The sequence below is a fragment of the Micromonospora sp. NPDC050200 genome (assembly GCF_040656135.1).
In the GTDB taxonomy this organism is placed as follows: Bacteria; Actinomycetota; Actinomycetes; order Mycobacteriales; family Micromonosporaceae; genus Micromonospora.
This window is the reverse complement of record NZ_JBFALG010000014.1, coordinates 109,432-127,120: the sequence shown is the minus strand read 5'-3', so window position 1 is coordinate 127,120 and position 17,689 is coordinate 109,432. Positions and strand designations below refer to the sequence as shown.

Sequence of the window (17,689 nt, the reverse complement as noted above, 5' to 3'; positions counted from 1 at the left end):
TTTGCCATCTCGGCAACACTTCTTGTCAAGTCGGGGGGTCGCGCGGACGATCCTGAGCGTGGGCGGGACGGACCCGCCGCGGGAGGGACACGACGATGAGGGAACACCTGACCTACGACGTGGTGGTGGTCGGCGGCGGCGCGGCGGGGCTCAGCGGCGCGCTCACCCTGGGCCGGTCGCGCCGGTCGGTGCTGGTGATCGACGGCGGCACGCCCCGCAACGCCCCCGCCGCCCACGTGCACAACTACCTGACCAGCGAGGGCGTCGCCCCCGCCGAGCTGTACGCGACGGGCCGCGCCGAGGTCGCCGGGTACGGCGTCGAGGTCGTCGACGGCACGGCCACCACGGCCCGTCGGGTCGAAGGTTCGGGCGGGGCCCGGTTCGACGTGGAGCTGGCCGACGGGCGGCGGGTACGGTCGCGGCGGCTGCTGGTCACCACCGGGCTGGTCGACGAGCTGCCCGCGATCCCGGGCCTGGCCGAGCGGTGGGGCCGGGACGTGCTGCACTGCCCGTACTGCCACGGCTGGGAGGTGCGGGACGGGGCCGTGGGCGTGCTGGCCACCGGGCCGATGGCCACCCACCAGGCGCTGCTGTTCCGCCAGCTCACCGACGACGTGGTGGTGTTCACGCACACCGGGCCACCGCTGCCGCCGGAGCAGGCGGAGCAGCTCGCCGCCCGGGGCGTACGGGTGGTCGAGGGCGAGGTGACGGCGCTGGAGGTGACCGACGACCGGCTGGCCGGCGTACGGCTGCGCTCCGGCGAGCTGGTCGCTCGGCAGGCGCTGGTGGTGGGGCCCGCGTTCACCGCGCGGGCCGACCTGCTGGCCGGTCTCGACCTGAAGCCCAGCGAGTTCGTCGTCGGCGGGCAGGTGCTCGGCAGTCATGTCGCCGCCGACGCCGGCGGGGCGACCGCGGTGCCGGGCGTCTGGGTGGCCGGCAACGTGACCGACCCGCAGGCCACCGTGATCGCCGCCGCCGCGGCGGGCATGAAGGCCGGCGCGGCGCTCAACGCCGACCTGATCGCCGAGGAGACCGCCGAGGCCGTGGCCGCACGGCGGGCCGGCGACGCGGGGGACGAGGAGACGGCCCGGTTCTGGGACGCGCTCTACCAGGGGCGGGACCAGGTCTGGAGCGGGCGGGCCAACCCGCACCTGGTCGACGTCGCCGGCCCACTGCCGGCCGGCACCGCACTGGACCTCGGCTGCGGCGAGGGCGGCGACGCGATCTGGCTGGCCGGTCGGGGCTGGCGGGTGACCGCGGTGGACGTCTCCGCCACCGCCCTCGACCGGGCGGCGGCCGAGGCGGCCACGGCCGGGGTGGCGTCGCGGATCGACTTCCGGCGGCACGACCTGACCCGCACCTTCCCGGAAGGCGTGTTCGACCTGGTCTCCGCCCAGTTCCTCCAGTCGCCGCTGGAGTTCCCCCGGGCGGAGGTGCTCAGGGCGGCGGCGCGGGCGGTGGCGCCCGGGGGCCGGCTGCTGATCGTCGAGCACGGCGAGGTCCCGCCGTGGTCCCGACTGGCCCACCCGGAGCTACGTTTCCCCACCCCGGAGGAGACGCTGGCCGAACTCGACCTGGACCCGGACGGGTGGCGGACCGAGCGGCTGGACGCGCCCCGGCGCGAGGTCACCGGCCCGGACGGGCAGCCCGCCGCCCTGGTCGACCACCTGGTGCTGGTGCGCCGCCGCTGACGGCGCCGGGGATCAGGCCTCCATCACCCGTTCCATGGCCGCCCGGGAGCGGCGGGCGGTGCGCAGGTACTCGTCGAGGAACTCGCCGGGGTCGTCGCGGCCGAGCAGCCGGACGACCCCGGCCAGCTCCACGCCGTGCCGGGGCAGCTGGTCGCCGGCCCGGCCACGGACCAGCATGAGCGCGTTGCGGACCTGCGCGGCGAGCGTCCAACCGGCGGCCATCCCGGCGGCGTCCGCCGGGTCGACCAGGCCCGCGTCCCGGGCCGCCGCGAGCGCGTCGAGGGTACGGGTGCCGCGCAGCTGCGGGTACGCCCCGGCGTGCCGGAGCTGGAGCAGCTGCACCGCCCACTCGACGTCGGCCAGGCCACCCCGCCCGAGCTTGGTGTGGGTGGCCGGGTCGGCGCCCCGGGGCAGCCGCTCGTTCTCCACCCGGGCCTTGATCCGGCGGATCTCCACCACCTGCTCGCGGGTCAGCCCGTCGGCCGGCCAGCGGACCGGGTCGATCAGCGCCTCGAACTCGGCGCCCAGGTCGGCGTCGCCGCAGACGAACCGGGCGCGCAGCAGCGCCTGCGCCTCCCACACCTTCGACCAGCGGGCGTAGTACTGGGCGTACGCGGCGAGGCTGCGTACCAGCGGGCCCTGCCGACCCTCGGGGCGAAGGTCGGCGTCGACGCCGAGCGGCGGGTCGGGGGCGGGCACGCCGAGCAGCCGGCGCAGCTCCTCGGCGATGCCGTGCGCGGCGGCGCTGGCCGCGCTCTCGTCGGCCCCGGCGGGCGGGTCGTGGACGAAGAGCACATCGGCGTCGGAGAGGTAGTTCGACTCGTACCCGCCGAGCCGGCCCACGCCGATCACGGCGAACCGCAGGCCGGGCGGTGCCGGCTGGGCGGCACGGGCGGCGCGCAGCGCGGCGGCCAGGGTGGCGTCGGTGACGTCGGCCAGCGCGGTGCCGACCCCGGTGACGTCGGCCAGCGGAGCGGCCGGCGAGCCCCGCTCCGGGCGCGGGGCGAGCCCGCCGGCCCGGCTGAGCAGGTCGGCGCAGGCGATCCGGACCAGCTCCCGCCGGCGCAGCGCGCGCACCGCGCGGATCGCCTGCTCCGGGTCGGGGTAACGGGCCGCGGCGGCGGTGAAGCCGTCGCAGAGCACCTCCCGGGTACGCGGGGCCAGCTCGCTCTCCTCCGCCAGCAGCCGCAGCGCCTCGGGCTCCCGGGCCAGCAGGTCGGCGGCGTACCGGGAGGTGGACAGCACCCGGGCCAGCCGGCGGGCCACCGGCCCGGAGTCCCGCAGCAGCCGCAGGTACCAGGGGGTGCTGCCGAGCTTGTCGGAGACCTGCCGGTAGCTGAGCAGGCCGCGGTCCGGCTCGGGGGCGTCGGCGAACTCGCTGAGCAGCACCGGCAGCAGGGTCCGCTGGATCGCGGCGGTGCGGCTGACCCCGCCGGTGAGTGCCTGGAGGTGACGCAGCGCCCCGGCGGGGTCGGCGAAGCCGAGGATCTCCAGCCGGTGCCGGGCCGCCTCCGGGGTGAGCCGCAGCCCGTCGGCGGGCACCCGGGCCACCGACTCCAGCAGCGGCCGGTAGAGCAGCTTGGCGTGCAGCCGGCGTACCTCGGTGGCGTGGGCGACCCACTCGGCGCGGAAGCTCTCCACGGCGGTGCGGCCCGGCGTGGCGGTGCAGCCGAGCGCGGCGGCGAGCCAGCGCAGGGCGGCCGGCTCGGTCGGCACGGTGTGGGTGCGGCGCAGGCCCTGGAGCTGGAGCCGATGCTCGACGCCGCGCAGGAAGCGGTACCCGCGCAGCAACGCCTCGCCGTCGGCGCGGCCGACGTAGCCGCCGGCGACGAGCGCGCGCAGCGCCGGGATGGTGCCGGCCGCCCGCAGCGACTCGTCGCCCCGCCCGTGCACCAGTTGCAGCAGCTGGACGGCGAACTCGATGTCGCGCAGCCCGCCCGGCCCGCGCTTGATCTCGCGTTCCAGCTCCTTCGGCGGGATGTTCTCGATGATCCTGCGGCGCATGGCCCGGACGTCGGAGACCGCCTCGGGCCGCTCGGCCGCGGTCCAGACCAGCGGGGCGAGCGCGTCGATCCACTCCCGTGCGAGGGCCAGGTCGCCGGCCGCCGGCCGGGCCTTGAGCAGGGCCTGGAACTCCCAGGTCCGGGCCCAGCGCTGGTAGTAGGCAACGTGGCTGGCGAGGGTGCGCACCAGCGGCCCCCGGCTGCCCTCGGGGCGCAGCGCGGCGTCCACCGGCCAGGCGACCAGCCCGCAGACGTGGATCAGCCGGGTGGCGACCGTGGTGGCGACGGTAAGGTCCGCGTCGTCGGCGGCCACGAAGATCACGTCGACGTCGGAGACGTAGTTCAGCTCGTCGCCGCCGCACTTGCCCATCGCGACCACCGCGAGCCGGGGCCGGGGCGTGCCCTCGGGCAACTCGTCGACGGCGATCTCGTACGCCGCCACCAGGGTCGCGTCGGCCAGCGCGGAGAGCGCGGCCATGATCTGCTCCAGGCCACGCCCGCCGGTCAGGTCGGCCGCCGCGATCCGCAGCAGCGCCAACCGGTACGCCTGCCGCAGCACCGCCACCGGCTGGGTGGCGGCGGTCAGCCGCCCGGCGGTGGCGAGGTCCAGCCGACCGTCGGCGGTGGGGGCCAGCCCGTCCGGGGCGGTGGCCAGCACCCTCCACTGCTGCGGATTGGCGACCAGGTGGTCGCCGAGCGCCGAGGAGGCGCCGAGCACGGCGACCAACCGGCGGCGCAGTCCCGGGTCGGCGTGCACCGCGTCGAGCAGCGCGGAGGTGGCGGTGCCGGCCGGGCCACCGCCGCTGCCGCTACCGGCGGCGCGGCGTTCCGCCTCGACCAGGCGGTGCAGCTGACGCAGGGCCAGGTCCGGCCCGGCGGCCCGGGAGAGCGCGGCCAGCAGCTCGGCGGCCGGCTCGTCGGTGGGCTCCTGCTCCTCGACGCGCCACAGCCCGAGCCCGTCCGGCCCGAGCAGGTCGGCCGCGCGGGCGCCACCGTCCCCCTCGGCGGTGCCGAAGCCGTACCGGGCGAGCCGTCCCCTGGCCGGTCTGGTCATCTCACTGCCCGAGCAGCGGCAGGCTGCGCCGGGGGGTGTCGTCGTCCAACTCGCCGAGGGCCAGCGCGGCGAACCGGATGGCGAACGGCTGCCAGACCTCCTCCACGTCGGCCATCACCCGGTCGCAGGCGGCCACCACCAGCTCCGGGTCGTAGCCCAGCTCGGCCAGCAGGTCGGAGTCCCGGGCCCAGTCGGCGATCATGGCGGTGTCGCACTCGATGTGGAACTGCAGACCCCAGGCCCGGTCGCCGAGGCGGAACGCCTGGTGCGGGTAGCGGGTGGAGGCGGCCAGCAGGGTGGCGCCCCGGGGCAGCTCGGTGATCTCGTCGGAGTGCCACTGGAGCACGTCCGGGATCAGCGGCACGTACCGGAACAGCGGGTCGCCGTCGGCGGCGTCCCGCTTGCCCACCACAGCCGGGCCCACCTCGGGCCCGGACGGGCTCCGCTCCACCAGGCCGGCGTGGGCGGTGGCGAGCAGCTGCCCGCCGAGGCAGACGCCGAGGGTCGGCACCCGGTGGCGGACCGCCTTGCGCAGCAGCCCCTCCAGCGCCGGGAACCAGGGCGCGCCCGGGCTGCCGTCGGGCAGCGGGTACGCCTGCTGCTCGCCGCCGAGCACCACCAGCGCGGCGTACCCCTCCAGGTCGGCGGGGAGCGCGTCGCCGGCGTGCGGACGGAGCACCCGCAGGTCGAGGCCCCCCTCGGTCAGCCACTCCCCCAGCCGGCGGAGGTCGTCGGTCGGGTCGTTCTCGATCACCAGCGCGGTCGCCACGGTGTCGAGGCTAGCGGGTGCGTCGCCGCCCACCCGGAACGGCTCGGCCGCTGTCCCGGCGCGGGTTAGGCTCTGCCGCTGTGATCACCGAAGAATGCCTGCGCCCGCCGGTCCTGCGCCCCGGCGACACGGTGATGCTCGTGTCGCCCTCCGGACCGACCCGGCCGGAGCGGGTGGCCCGGGGGATCGAGCTGCTGACCGGCTGGGGGCTGCGCCCGGTGCTGGCGCCGAACGCGTACGCCCGGCGGGGCTACCTGGCCGGCGACGACGCGCTGCGCGCCGCCGACCTGAACACCGCGTTCGCCGACCCGGAGGTGCGCGGGGTGATCTGCACCCGGGGCGGTTACGGCGCGCAGCGGGTGGTCGACCTGATCGACATGGCCGCGGTACGGCGGGACCCGAAGGTGGTCGCCGGCTTCTCGGACATCACCGCGTTGCAGTTCGCGCTCTGGCGGGGCGCCCGGCTGGCCGGCGTGCACGGCCCGGGAGCGGCCTGGCTCGACGAGCGGACCCCGCTGCGCTCGGCGGAGTCGCTGCACGCCGCGCTGATGACCACCGAGCCGGTGACCGTCGACGCGGTGCCGGCGGAGGAGACCTTCGCCGTACGGGTGTCCGGTCGGGCGGTCGGTCCGCTGCTCGGCGGCAACCTCTGCCTGATCGCCGCCTCGATCGGCACCCCGGACCTGCCCGACCTCACCGGCGCGGTGCTGCTGGTCGAGGAGGTGCAGGAACCGCCGTACAAGGTCGACCGGATGCTCACCCACCTGCGCCGCGCCGGCGTGCTGGACGGCGTGGCCGGGGTGGCGGTCGGCCAGTTCACCGACTGCGCCGACGGCTGGGACACCACGATCGTCGACGTGCTCACCGAGCGTCTCGGGGACCTGGGCGTCCCCGTCCTCGGCGGCCTCCCCGTCGGCCACGGCCAGGGCCAGCTGACCGTCCCGGTCGGGACCGAGGCCACCCTCGACGCCACCACCGGCACCCTCACCGTCTCCCCCGCCGTCCACTGACCCCGGCGCCGGCGCCCCGCCCGTTGTTCGGCGTCCGGGAAGGCGCCTGCGCGGGCGCGAATTTCTTGATCAACAGGGGTGGGGGTGGGATTTTCAGCTGGGGCACAGTGTCGGGACGGGTTTTCTCCAGGTTTGGTGGTCACTGTCGGTGAGGTCATCGCACCACCACCGATCACTGGAGGACTGATGTCCCGCACGATCTCGAAGAAGCGCCTGCTGGTCGGGCTGGCCGCCGCCGGAGTGCTCGGCGTGGGGATCGCCGCCCCGGCGGTGGCCTTCGCCGAGGGCGCCACCCCGTCGCCGAGCGCCAGCAGCGGCGCCGACCAGGGCACCGACCGCCAGGAGCGCAAGGCCGACCGCCAGGAGCGGCGGGCCGATCGGCAGGGCGAGTTCGCCGAGGCCCTGGCCACCGAGCTCGGCGTCCCCACCGACAAGGTGACCGCCGCGCTGGAGAAGCTGCGCGAGCAGCACAAGGCCGACCGCCCGGAGCGTCCCTCCGGCGAGGAGCGGCAGGGGGCGCTCAAGGACCGGCAGGCGGCGCTCGAGGACCGGCTGGCCCAGGCGGTCAAGGACGGTAAGCTCACCCAGGAGCAGGCCGACGCGATCACCAAGGCCGTCGAGGCCGGCGTCTTCCCGGGCCCGGGCGGCCGTGGCCACCACGGCGAGGGTATGACCGGCAGGTGACCTGGGTGGCCCCGCCGTTCCCCTCCCCGGCCGCCTGTTCTCCTCCCGGCCGGACCACCCCCGCGGCGGGGCCGCCCTCCGTACCCGATCCACCGCGCACGGCGGTCGTCCGCCCCGGCGGCGCTGCCGGGCGGACGGGGTCCGGCCACCGCAGGTACGGCCCGCCGGCGGGAACGCCGGCGACGTCCACGTCGGACTCGTCGGGGGTTCACCCTCGACGGCCGGGCTTCTCGTGAGAGCTCGCACCTTGCGGCAACGCCTTCCGGGGCAGCCGCCTGCCCGCCGGGCGACCGCGCCGGGGCGGGCAGGCGGCGGGCTCACGCCCCGGCGGGCGGCGCGAAGACGCCGAAGTGGTTGCCGGCCGGGTCGAGCAGGTGGGCGAAGGTGAGGCCGTTGTCGTTCGACTTCAGCGGCACCAGCACCTTGCCGCCGGCCGCCTCGGCCTGCCGGCAGGTCCCGGCCACGTCGGCCACCTGCACGTAGAACACCGCGTAGTTCGGGCCGGCCCCGCCGGTGGCCCGGACGGCGCCCTGGATCGACCCCTCCGGTCCCGGCGCCACCACCCGGTACGACGCCTCCGGGCTGCCCTGTTCGTCGAACGCCCAGCCGAACACGTCGGTGTAGAACTTCCCGGTCTCCTCCGGCCGGTCGGTGCCGATCTCGAACCAGCTGACCGCGTTGGTGATCGTGGACATGGGTCGCCTCCCGTTCCGCGCGCCGGCCGGTCGGCCGGGCTCGTCAGGAGTCAGCCTCGACCCGGCCGGCGACACCGTCCTGTCGGTGTTTTCCGACGGCGAGCCCGACGTGGCGCCCTCTTGCCAGCCGGGCCCCGTCCTCCGCGGTCGGGCCGCGCCGGAGCTCGCCGCACGCGGCCCGCCCCGACAACCGCCATGCGGAAGCCGGCCGGCAGGAGCCGGCGCGGGGGCGCTCAGACCAGGCTCAGCGCGCGGACCCGCTCGTGCGGGATGTCCAGGTCGCCGAGGCGCAACTCCCGCGCGACCAGCTCGGGCAACGCCTCCACCCCGAGGATCCGGTCGGTACGGAAGCAGCGCAGCCCGTCGCGCAGCCGGCACCAGGCGAGCAGGTACCAGTGGCGGGGGTTGCCGAGGTAGCCCAGCGGCTCGACCTCGCGTACCGAAGCCGTGCCGGCGCGGTCGGCGTACCGCAGGCGGAGCACGCGCCGCGCGGAGACCGCGTCGGCGACGGCGGCCGGGACGGGCGTGGCCGGCCCGTCGCCGATCAGGTGCACCCGGCCGGCGAGCCGGTGCGCCTCGGCCGCGTCGGCGGCCGGCATGACCGCCAGCAGTTTGCGCAGCGCGGTGGCGCCCGCCCCGGCGAACGGCGTGCCGTCGAGCCGGTGCAGCGCGACGGCCATCGCGACCGCCTCGGCGGCGGTCAGGTTGACCGGCGGCAGGGTGTGCGCCCGGTCGCCCACGTAGCCGCCGGTGCGGCCGGGCTCGGCCCAGATCGGCACGCCGGAGCCCTGCAGCGCGGCGATGTCCCGCTCGATGGTGCGGGTGCTCACCTCGAAGCGCCCGGCCAGCCAGCGCGCGCTGCGCGGCCGGGGCGACACCGCCCGCAGCTCCTCCACCAGCGCGTAGAGACGGTCGGTCCGGTTCACCCCCGGAGGCTAAGCCGGGGGTACGACAGTGGCGCTCAGGCGATGCAGGCGCAGACGATCAGCGCGGCCCCGAAGTGGGTGGCGGCGCTGACCCGGGCCGCCGGGTGCGGCTCGTCCGAGCAGATGATCTCGCCGAGCCGGCCGGGGGTGAGCAGGTCGAGCACGAAGAAGGCCAGTGCCATGATCGCCAGCCCGATCAGCCCGAAGATCACCGTGGAGGCGAGCCCCTTGGTGAAGTCGCTGTAGCTGGTCAGGATCGCGGTGAAGACGATCCCGGCGATGCCGAGCTGGTTGGCGGCGAGCAGCAACCCGGCGTTGCCGTTGCGCCGCACCCAGATCAGCTCCCGCAGCCTGCCGGGGGTGAGCAGGTCGACCAGCACGAAGCCGGCCGCCATCAGCGCCACCCCGACGACACCGAACACGACGCTCTGCCATGCTCCGGTGAGCAGATCCTCCAGCACCGACGGCCTCCCGACCTCCTACGCCCGGCGGGGGTGCCGGCGCGGTGATCGAGACGATAGCGGCACCGCGCCACCGTGATCTAGAGCGACAGGTAGCGCTGCCGCTCGTACGGGGTGACCTCGCGGCGGTACTGCTCCCACTCGGCCCGCTTGTTGCGCAGGAAGAAGTCGAAGACGTGCTCGCCGAGCACCTCGGCGACCAGCTCCGAGCCGGCCATCACGTCGATCGCCTCGGCCAGGTTCTCCGGCAGCGCCTCGTATCCCATGGCGCGGCGCTCGGCGCTGGTCAGCGACCAGACGTCGTCCTCGGCGCCCGGCGGCAGCTCGTAGCCCTCCTCGATGCCCTTGAGGCCGGCACCGAGCAGCACCGCGAAGGCGAGGTACGGGTTCGTCGCCGAGTCCAGCGAGCGGACCTCCACCCGGGCCGAGTTCGGCTTGCCGTACGCGGGCACCCGGACCAGCGCGGACCGGTTCAGGTGACCCCAGCAGACGTACGCCGGGCTCTCGGTGATCCGGTCCGGCAGCGCCAGCGGGAAGAGCCGCTTGTACGAGTTGACCCACTGGTTGGTGACCGCGGTGTACTCCCGGGCGTGCATCAGCAGGCCGGCGATGAACGACTTGGCCACCTTGGAGAGCTTCATCGGGTCGCCGGCGTCGTGGAACGCGTTGCGCTCCCCCTCGAACAGCGACAGGTGGGTGTGCATGCCGCTGCCCGGCTGGTCGGTGAAGGGCTTCGGCATGAAGCTGGCCTGCACGCCGGTGGAGAGCGCCACCTCCTTGACCACGTGCCGGAACGTCATGATGTTGTCGGCGGTGGTCAGCGCGTCGGCGTAGCGCAGGTCGATCTCCTGCTGGCCGGGGGCCACCTCGTGGTGGCTGAACTCCACCGAGATGCCGATCCGTTCCAGGGCCAGCACGCCCTGGCGGCGGAAGTCCCGCGCGACGGCGTGCGTGGTGTGCTCGAAGTAGCCGCCGGTGTCCACCGGGGTCGGCACCGAGCCGTCCTGGGGGCCGTTCTCCAGCAGGAAGAACTCGATCTCGGGGTGGGTGTAGAAGGTGAAGCCCTTCTCGGCCGCCCTGGACAGCATCCGGCGCAGCACGTGCCGCGGGTCCGCCCAGGAGGGACCGCCGTCGGGGAGCAGGATGTCGCAGAACATCCGGGCGCTCTCGCCGCTGACCCCGCCCTCGAAGGGGAAGACCTGGAAGGTGGTCGGGTCCGGCATGGCCACCATGTCGGACTCGAAGACCCGGGCGAAGCCCTCGATCGCGGAGCCGTCGAAGCCGATGCCCTCCTCGAAGGCCGCCTCCAGCTCGGCGGGGGCGACCGACACGCTCTTGAGCGTGCCGAGCACGTCGGTGAACCACAGCCGGACGAACCGGATGTCCCGCTCTTCCAGCGTACGGAGGACGAACTCCTGCTGACGGTCCACTTCCCCAACCCCTCGCGACACTCTTTCTCCGCCTTCGACCGGGCTGTGCCCGACCTGACCGCCCAGTCTCCCCGGGCCTCGTTACGCCGACGTTACGCGAAGCGCCGGCGCCCGTCCCGCCGTGTCCCGCCCGCCGGTGGCCGGGCTCCCGCGCGGGTGGTCGCCGTCTCGTCCCGGCCACCGGTTCGGTTCGTCAGCGCTGGGGCAAGATGAGGACATGCCCACCCTGCGTCTCGCCCTGTCACAGGTCAACCCGACCGTCGGCGACCTCGCCGGCAACGCCGAGCTGGTCCGCGCCTGGAGCCACAAGGCGGCCGACGCCGGCGCCCAACTCGTCGCCTTCCCGGAGATGATGCTGACCGGCTACCCGGTCGAGGACCTGGTCTTCCGCCGCTCCTTCGTCGCCGCGTCGAAGGCCGCGCTGGAGCGGCTCGCCGCCGACCTGGCCGCGGACGGACTCGGCGATCTGCCGGTCGCGGTCGGCTACCTGGACGCGGACGGCCCGCCGCAGGTCAGCGGGGACGCCCAGCCGGGCCGGGGCGCCCGCAACGCCGTCGCGCTGCTGCACCGGGGCGGGATCGTCGCCACCTACTTCAAGCACCACCTGCCCAACTACGGCGTCTTCGACGAGGACCGCTACTTCGTCCCCGGCGACACCCTCACGGTGGTCCGGGTCGGCGGGGTGGACGTCGCGCTGACCATCTGCGAGGACCTCTGGCAGGCCGGCGGCCCGTTCGCGGTGGCCCGGCAGGCCGGTGTGGGGCTGGTGGTCAACATCAACGGCTCGCCGTACGAGCTGAACAAGGACGACATCCGGCTGCCGCTGGTCCGCCGCCGGGCCGCCGAGGCCGGCGCGACGATCGCGTACGTCAACATGACCGGCGGCCAGGACGAGCTGGTCTTCGAGGGCGACTCGATGATCGTGGCGGCCGACGGCACCCTGCTCACCCGCGCCCCGCAGTTCGTGGAGCACCTGCTGGTGCACGACGTCGAGCTGCCCGAGGCGGGTGAGCGGGGCGCGGACACCGCCGAACTGGCCGACGGGATGCGGCTGGTCCGACGGGAGGTCTCGGCGATTCCCCCCGCGCCACCGGGCCCGGCGGCCGCCGGCGGGGTGCTGGAACCGGTCGCCGACGAGGCCGAGGTGTGGCACGCGCTGGTGCTCGGCCTGCGCGACTACGTCAACAAGAACCGCTTCCCGTCGGTGGTGCTGGGCCTGTCCGGCGGCATCGACTCGGCGGTGGCGGCCGCGCTCGCCGTCGACGCGCTCGGGCCGCAACGGGTGGTCGGGGTGTCCCTGCCCAGTCAGCACTCCTCGGAGCACTCCCGCGCCGACGCCGAGGACCTGGGCAAGCGGACCGGCCTGGACTACCGGGTCGAGCCGATCCAGCCGATGGTGGACACCTTCCTGGCCAACATGTCGCTCTCCGGGGTGACGGTGGAGAATCTCCAGGCCCGGGTCCGGGGCGTGATCCTGATGGCGCTGTCGAACCAGGAGGGCCACCTGGTCCTCACCACCGGCAACAAGAGCGAGCTGGCGGTGGGCTACTCGACCCTGTACGGCGACTCGGTCGGCGGGTTCAACCCGGTCAAGGACGTCTGGAAGACGCTGATCTGGCGGCTGGCGAAGTGGCGCAACGCCGACGCGGCCAGCCGGGGCGAGACCCCGCCGATCCCGGAGAGCTCGATCGGCAAGCCGCCGTCGGCCGAGCTGAGCCCCGGCCAGCTCGACAGCGACACCCTGCCCGAGTACGAGGTGCTCGACCCGATCCTGATCGGCTACGTCGACGGGGACCTGGGCCGCGACGGGCTGGTGAAGGCCGGTCACGACCCGGCGCTCGTCGACCGGGTGCTCCGACTGGTGGATCTCGCCGAGTACAAGCGCCGGCAGTCCGCGCCGGGCACGAAGATCTCCATGAAGGCGTTCGGACGGGACCGGCGGCTGCCCATCACCAACCGCTGGCGCGAGCACGGCTGAGCGGGCCCTTCCCGGCGCGGCGGCGGCCCGTCCCGGTCCCGCCGCGCCGATTCCGCCGAGTGAAATCCGGCACTGTGCCCTGCCGTGAGGCGGTCGTCCGGTGCGACGATCGCGGCGGAACCCGGGGACCGCGACGGCGGCCTCGAGGAAAGGAGACAGCCATGGTGGAGTCCACCCCGACCGAGGTGACCGCCCTCTACGGCGGCCCGGCCACCCGGCGGGTACGCACCCGCGACCTGATCGCCGCCAAGGAGCGCGGCGACCGCTGGCCGATGCTCACCTCGTACGACCAGTACACCGCCTCGATCTTCGACGCCGCCGGCATCCCGGTGCTGCTGGTCGGCGACTCGGCGGCCAACAACGTGTTCGGCTACGAGACCACCCTGCCGGTGACCGTCGAGGAACTGCTGCCGCTGGTCCGGGCCGTGGTCCGGGCGACCCGGCAGTCGCTGATCGTCGGTGACCTGCCCTTCGGCTCGTACGAGGAGGGCCCGACCCAGGCCCTGCGCACGGCGGTGCGGTTCATGAAGGAGGGCGGCTGCCACGCGGTGAAGCTGGAGGGCGGGCGGCGCTGCGCCGACCAGATCGCCGCGATCGTCGGCGCCGGCATCCCGGTGATGGCGCACATCGGCTTCACCCCGCAGAGCGAGCACACCCTGGGTGGCTACCGGGTCCAGGGGCGGGGCGACACCGCCGACGAGGTGATCGCCGACGCCCGGGCGGTGGCCGAGGCGGGCGCCTTCGCGGTGGTGCTGGAGATGGTGCCGGGCGAGGTGGCCAAGCGGATCACCGCGGAGCTGCCGATCCCGACGGTGGGCATCGGCGCCGGCCCGGACACCGACGCCCAGGTGCTGGTCTGGCAGGACATGGCCGGACTGCGTACCGGCAAGGCGCCACGCTTCGTGAAGCGGTACGCCGACCTCGCCGGGACGCTCACCGAGGCCACCCGCCGCTTCGCCGACGAGGTGCGCGGCGGCGAGTTTCCCGCCGCCGAACACACCTTCTGAGTACGACGGCAGCGGTGCGGCGTCCGGGCCGCACCGCTGCCCACTCAGACCACACAGAACTCGTTGCCCTCCGGGTCGGCGAGTTGGGCGGAGTAGTAGCCGTTCTCCGGGTCGTCCATCGAGCCCGACACCCGCGCCCCGAGCCCGGTCAGGCGGCGCACCTCGGCGTCGACTGCGACCCGCCGCTCGGCGACCGGCACGCCCCGGCCGCCACCGACCTTGAGGTCGATGTGCAGCCGGTTCTTGACCGACCGGGACTCCGGGACCGGCTGGAACCAGATCCGCGGGCCCGCCCCGGTCGGGTCCTCCAGCCGGTCCAGGCAGTCGCCGTCGCCCAGCTCGTCGGCCGGGATGCCGTTGGCCAGGTACCAGGCCCGCCAGGTCGGGTGCCCGTCCGGCGGTGGTTGGGGCCGGTATCGCAGCGCCTCCGCCCAGAACGCGACGAGGCGTGACGGATCCCGACAGTCGATCACCAGTTGCCATTCCATCCGGCGATGATGCCCCGGCGGTACGACAGCGCCGCCGTACCCCGGTGTCGCGGCGGACTGCTCAGAGGTCGGTGACGCGGATGCCGGCGTGCGCCTTGTAGCGCTTGTTGATGGCGATCAGGTTGGCGGTGAACGCCTCGATCTGGTGGGCGTTGCGCAGCCGGCCGGCGTAGACGCCGCGCATGCCGGGGATCCGGGCGGCCAGCGCGCCGACGATGTCGACGAGTTCCCGGTCCTCGGTGCAGATCAGCACGTCCAGATCGATCCGGTCGATCTCCGGGTCGGCCAGCAGCGGCGCGCTGACGTGGTTGAACGCCGCGCAGACCCGGGAGTCCGGCAGCAGGCCGGCGGCCTGCTGCACCGCGCTGCCCTCGGCGACCGGGAGGGCGTACGGACCCTGCTTGTCGAAGCCGAGCGGGTTGACGCAGTCGACCACGATCTTGCCGGCGAGCGACTCGGCGAGGGCGGCGACGATCGCGGCGTGCCCGTCCCACGGCACCGCGATGACGACCACGTCGCTGCGCCGGGCCACCTCGTCGTTGTCGGCCCCGGTCACGTCCACCCCGGCCGGGAGGCCGGGCAGCGCCGCGATCTCGGCGGCGGCCTCCGCGGCCCGCTCGGCGGAACGGGAACCGATCAGCACGGTCTGCCCGGCCCGGGCGAACCGGTAGGCGAGGCCCCGCCCCTGGTCGCCGGTGCCACCGATGATGCCGACGGTCAGCCCGGAGACGTCGGGCAGCGTGGTCGCGTCGTAAGCCATGCAGCCATCCTCGCAAACCGCCCCGCCCCCGCCCACCCGCCACCCGCCGCGTGCCGCGTGCGCGCAGTTTCAGAGAAAGTGTGGCCTTCACGGGCCGGAAAGCCACACTTTCTCGGAAAGTGCGCGGATCTTGAGGGGCGCGCGGGGTCGTCACGGGGGTGGTGGGGGTGGAGCGTGGGCGGGGCGGGGCGGGGCGGGGCGGTTCAGGCTCGCTCGAAGAGGACCTTGCGGGCCGCGGGGTCGGCGGTGACCAGGCGGACGCGGATCCGCTCACCGAGCGGCAGCTCGCCGGTGCAGCGGGCGCGGACCGGCGGGGCGTCCAGCGCCACCGTGCCGCCGGGCGGGCGCCCGGGCTTCGACTGCCCGTTCGGCGGGGCGGCCACGTCCAGCACGGCGGCCTCGAAGATCTCCCCCACCCGGTGTTGCAGCAGCACCGCCTCGGCCAGCTCGATGGCGCCCCGGGTGGCGGCGCCCGCCGTCCGGTCGGTCGCGGCCATCACCTCGGGCAGCTTCGGCAGCGCCGCGCGGACCCAGTCGGGCACCGGTCGCTGCTCGTGCAGGGCCAGGCAGGCCTCCGTCGCGTACCGGTCGGCCAGCCGGCGCAGCGGGGCCGTGACATGGGCGTACGCGGCCGCGACCCCGCCATGCTCCGGCTGCTCGGGCAGCTCGCCGTCGAACGCCGTGTACCCGGCACCCCGCATCAGCTCCGCCGCCTGGTCGACGAAGGCGGCGGCCCGGGGCTGCGAGGCGTCCAGCCCGGCCAGCACCTCGCCCACGCCGACGCCGTCGGGCCACCGCACGCCGAGCGGGGCGGCGGCGGCGCGCAGCCGGGCCACCGCCTCGGGCTTCGGCGGCGGCATGGTGCGCAGCAGCCCGATCCGGCCGGCGAGCATGATGTCGGCCGCGGCCATCCCGGTCAGCAGGGAGATCTGCGCGTTGTGGTCCTCCATCGGGACCGGGCCGCGCAGCACCAGCCGCCACCCGTCGCCGTCGGGCTCGACGTCCTGCTCGGGCAGGGGCAGGTTGACCGCGCCCCGGCGCAGGCCCCGGGCGGTGAGCAGGACGCCGATCTCGGGCAACAGGGCGATCGGTTCGGGCAGCCGCCCGGCGTCGGCGGCGGCCTGCACCCCGTCGTAGTCGAGCTTGGCCCGGCTGCGGACCCGGGCGCGTTCCAGCGCGACGCCGGTCGTCGCGCCGTCGGCGTCGAGGTCGATGGTCCAGACCACCGCCGCCCGGTCGACGTCGGGCAGCAGGCTGGCCGCCCCCTCGCTGAGGGTGTGCGGGTGCAGCGGGACGTTGCCGTCGGGCAGGTAGACGGTCTGCCCGCGTCGCCAGGTCTCCTCTTCCAGCGCGCCGCCGGGGCGTACGTGCGCGGCGACGTCGCCGATGGCGTACCGCACGCGGTAGCCGCCACCGGGACGGCGGGCGAGGTGCATCGCCTGGTCGAGGTCGCGCGAGGTCGCCGGGTCGACCGTGACGAACGGGACGTCGGTGCGGTCGGCCCCGGCGGCCGGCGGCGCGGCGGCGGCCTCGTCCGCCTCGCGCTGCGCCGCGTCCGGGAAGCCCTCGGGCAGTCCCAGCTCGCGGCGCAGCGCGCCGAAGTCGATGCGGGGCGCCAGTACGCGTCGGATGACCACGGGCCAATCCTGGCAGTCCGGCGCGTGATCCGCTCTCCGGCGTTGCGGCGGCGGTCGCCGTACGGTCAGCCGGTGGCCCTGCGGGCGCGGGACCGGGGGCTGGCGGGCGCGGTCGCCCGGGCGGCGGCCGGGCGCGCCGGCGCCTTGCGGGCGGTGGCCTTCCCGGTGGCCGTGGTCTTCTTCGCCGGTGCCTTCTTCGCCGTCGCCCTGCGGGTGGTGGTCGACGAGGTCGCGGTCGCCTTCTTCGCCGGCGCCTTCTTGGCGGTGGTCTTCGACGCCGGTGCTTTCTTGGCGGTGGTCTTCTTCGCCGGGGCCTTCTTGGCAGCCGTGGTCTTCTTCGCTGGGGCCTTCTTGGCAGCCGTGGTCTTCTTCGCTGGGGCCTTCTTGGCCGCCGTGGTCTTCTTCGCCGCCGTGGTCTTCTTGGCCGCAGTGCCGGTGGTCTTCTTCGCCGCGGTGCGGGTGGTCTTCTTCGCCGCGCTCGTGGTCTTCGCGGCGGCCTTCCTGGCGGGGGCCTTCGTCGCCGTCGCTTTCGACGCGGGCGCCTTCTTCGCGGCGGTCCTGGAGGCGGGCGCCTTCTTCGCGGTCGTCCTGGACGCCGGGGCCTTCTTCGCCGCCGTCTTCTTCGCGGCGGTCGCCGTGGTGGCCGGAGTCCGTCCGGACCCGGCGCCCGACGCGTTCGCCGAGGCCCTGCCGGCCGACGCCTTCCGGGCCGCCGCCGTGGTCGTGGTGGACCGGCGTGCCGCGGTGCTGCGGGTGGCGCCCGCGGTCCGCTCCGCCGCGGCGGACTTCTTGGCGGCCGGCCGGGTGGTGGCCTGTTGTGCTTCGGCCATCTCGGTTCCCTCCTTGGGGACATGCGCTCGCGTGCCCCCGCTACGGAGGCACGGAGTTCCTCGACACGGGCCGTCCCGTGCCGTTCAGCTGCCCTCCCCGGCCCAGCGGGCGTCCTCGGCGTCCCACGCTTCGTTGCGCTCCCGCACCGTCTGCAGGGCGTTCTCCGCGTCGGCGGACGAGTCGTACGGTCCGAGAACGTGCTTCGCAGGGCACACGTCGGCATCGGTCTCGACCCGGTGGTGTCGGGTGCACCAGTAGTAGCGCC

The 17,689-nt window shown here is 75.0% G+C and carries 15 protein-coding genes; 6 read left to right on the top strand and 9 right to left on the bottom strand.

All coding sequences use genetic code 11. The features are described 5' to 3' along the window. The first annotated feature begins 95 nt into the window (after positions 1-95). Positions 96-1,691: a methyltransferase domain-containing protein gene (locus tag AB0I41_RS12610; protein WP_357105638.1), complete on the top strand. Its 1,596-nt coding sequence runs from the start codon at positions 96-98 to the stop codon at positions 1,689-1,691. Positions 1,692-1,703: 12 nt separating this feature from the next. On the opposite strand, the gene AB0I41_RS12605 is transcribed toward AB0I41_RS12610, so the two are convergent. Together AB0I41_RS12605 and AB0I41_RS12600 are read right to left on the bottom strand one after the other, a co-directional pair. Further along, complete coding sequence (locus AB0I41_RS12605; RefSeq protein ID WP_357105635.1) at positions 1,704-4,748, bottom strand: bifunctional [glutamine synthetase] adenylyltransferase/[glutamine synthetase]-adenylyl-L-tyrosine phosphorylase; 3,045 nt, start codon at positions 4,746-4,748, stop codon at positions 1,704-1,706. Between the two features lies 1 nt (position 4,749). Continuing rightward, positions 4,750-5,517 carry a type 1 glutamine amidotransferase gene (locus AB0I41_RS12600; RefSeq protein ID WP_357105632.1) on the bottom strand — a complete coding sequence of 256 codons (768 nt, stop codon included), beginning with the start codon at positions 5,515-5,517 and terminating at the stop codon, positions 4,750-4,752. Between the two features lie 80 nt (positions 5,518-5,597). On the opposite strand from AB0I41_RS12600, the gene AB0I41_RS12595 reads away from it, so the two are divergent. Both AB0I41_RS12595 and AB0I41_RS12590 read left to right on the top strand, forming a co-directional pair. Further along, positions 5,598-6,527, top strand: a complete 930-nt coding sequence (locus AB0I41_RS12595; protein ID WP_357105630.1) for an LD-carboxypeptidase — start codon at positions 5,598-5,600, stop codon at positions 6,525-6,527. 186 nt (positions 6,528-6,713) lie between these two features. Then, complete coding sequence (locus AB0I41_RS12590) at positions 6,714-7,211, top strand: hypothetical protein (RefSeq protein WP_357105627.1); 498 nt, start codon at positions 6,714-6,716, stop codon at positions 7,209-7,211. Positions 7,212-7,528: 317 nt separating this feature from the next. Here the strand turns inward: AB0I41_RS12590 and AB0I41_RS12585 are convergent, their stop codons facing one another. The 4 genes from AB0I41_RS12585 to glnA form a co-directional block, all read right to left on the bottom strand. After that, entirely contained in the window at positions 7,529-7,906 is a 378-nt protein-coding gene (locus AB0I41_RS12585; RefSeq protein ID WP_357105625.1) for a VOC family protein, read from the bottom strand. A gap of 233 nt (positions 7,907-8,139) precedes the next feature. Continuing rightward, positions 8,140-8,832: a WYL domain-containing protein gene (locus AB0I41_RS12580; protein ID WP_357105622.1), complete on the bottom strand. Its 693-nt coding sequence runs from the start codon at positions 8,830-8,832 to the stop codon at positions 8,140-8,142. A gap of 35 nt (positions 8,833-8,867) precedes the next feature. After that, positions 8,868-9,293, bottom strand: coding sequence for a DUF350 domain-containing protein (locus AB0I41_RS12575; protein ID WP_357105619.1), 426 nt, complete (start codon positions 9,291-9,293; stop codon positions 8,868-8,870). A gap of 80 nt (positions 9,294-9,373) precedes the next feature. Next, the gene (gene glnA, locus AB0I41_RS12570) at positions 9,374-10,723 is read right to left on the bottom strand and encodes a type I glutamate--ammonia ligase (protein ID WP_357105617.1); all 1,350 of its coding nucleotides are present in this window, start codon (positions 10,721-10,723) and stop codon (positions 9,374-9,376) included. Between the two features lie 217 nt (positions 10,724-10,940). Here glnA and AB0I41_RS12565 point away from each other — a divergent pair, with 217 nt between their 5' ends. Next, positions 10,941-12,701, top strand: coding sequence for an NAD+ synthase (locus AB0I41_RS12565; protein WP_357105614.1), 1,761 nt, complete (start codon positions 10,941-10,943; stop codon positions 12,699-12,701). Positions 12,702-12,862: 161 nt separating this feature from the next. Then, positions 12,863-13,708 carry a 3-methyl-2-oxobutanoate hydroxymethyltransferase gene (gene panB / locus AB0I41_RS12560; protein ID WP_357105611.1) on the top strand — a complete coding sequence of 282 codons (846 nt, stop codon included), beginning with the start codon at positions 12,863-12,865 and terminating at the stop codon, positions 13,706-13,708. Between the two features lie 44 nt (positions 13,709-13,752). Here panB and AB0I41_RS12555 read toward each other — a convergent pair whose 3' ends face one another. From AB0I41_RS12555 to AB0I41_RS12545, 3 genes are all read right to left on the bottom strand, one after another. Beyond that, entirely contained in the window at positions 13,753-14,196 is a 444-nt protein-coding gene (locus tag AB0I41_RS12555) for a VOC family protein (protein ID WP_357105608.1), read from the bottom strand. Positions 14,197-14,257: 61 nt separating this feature from the next. After that, positions 14,258-14,956: an NADPH-dependent F420 reductase gene (gene npdG / locus AB0I41_RS12550; protein ID WP_357105605.1), complete on the bottom strand. Its 699-nt coding sequence runs from the start codon at positions 14,954-14,956 to the stop codon at positions 14,258-14,260. Positions 14,957-15,159: 203 nt separating this feature from the next. Then, the gene (locus tag AB0I41_RS12545; RefSeq protein WP_357105603.1) at positions 15,160-16,593 is read right to left on the bottom strand and encodes an RNB domain-containing ribonuclease; all 1,434 of its coding nucleotides are present in this window, start codon (positions 16,591-16,593) and stop codon (positions 15,160-15,162) included. 72 nt (positions 16,594-16,665) lie between these two features. Between AB0I41_RS12545 and AB0I41_RS12540 the strand changes: the two genes are divergently transcribed. Further along, positions 16,666-17,682 (top strand): hypothetical protein, encoded by a 1,017-nt coding sequence (locus tag AB0I41_RS12540; RefSeq protein ID WP_357105600.1) that lies wholly within the window; start codon positions 16,666-16,668, stop codon positions 17,680-17,682. Positions 17,683-17,689 lie beyond the last annotated feature (7 nt).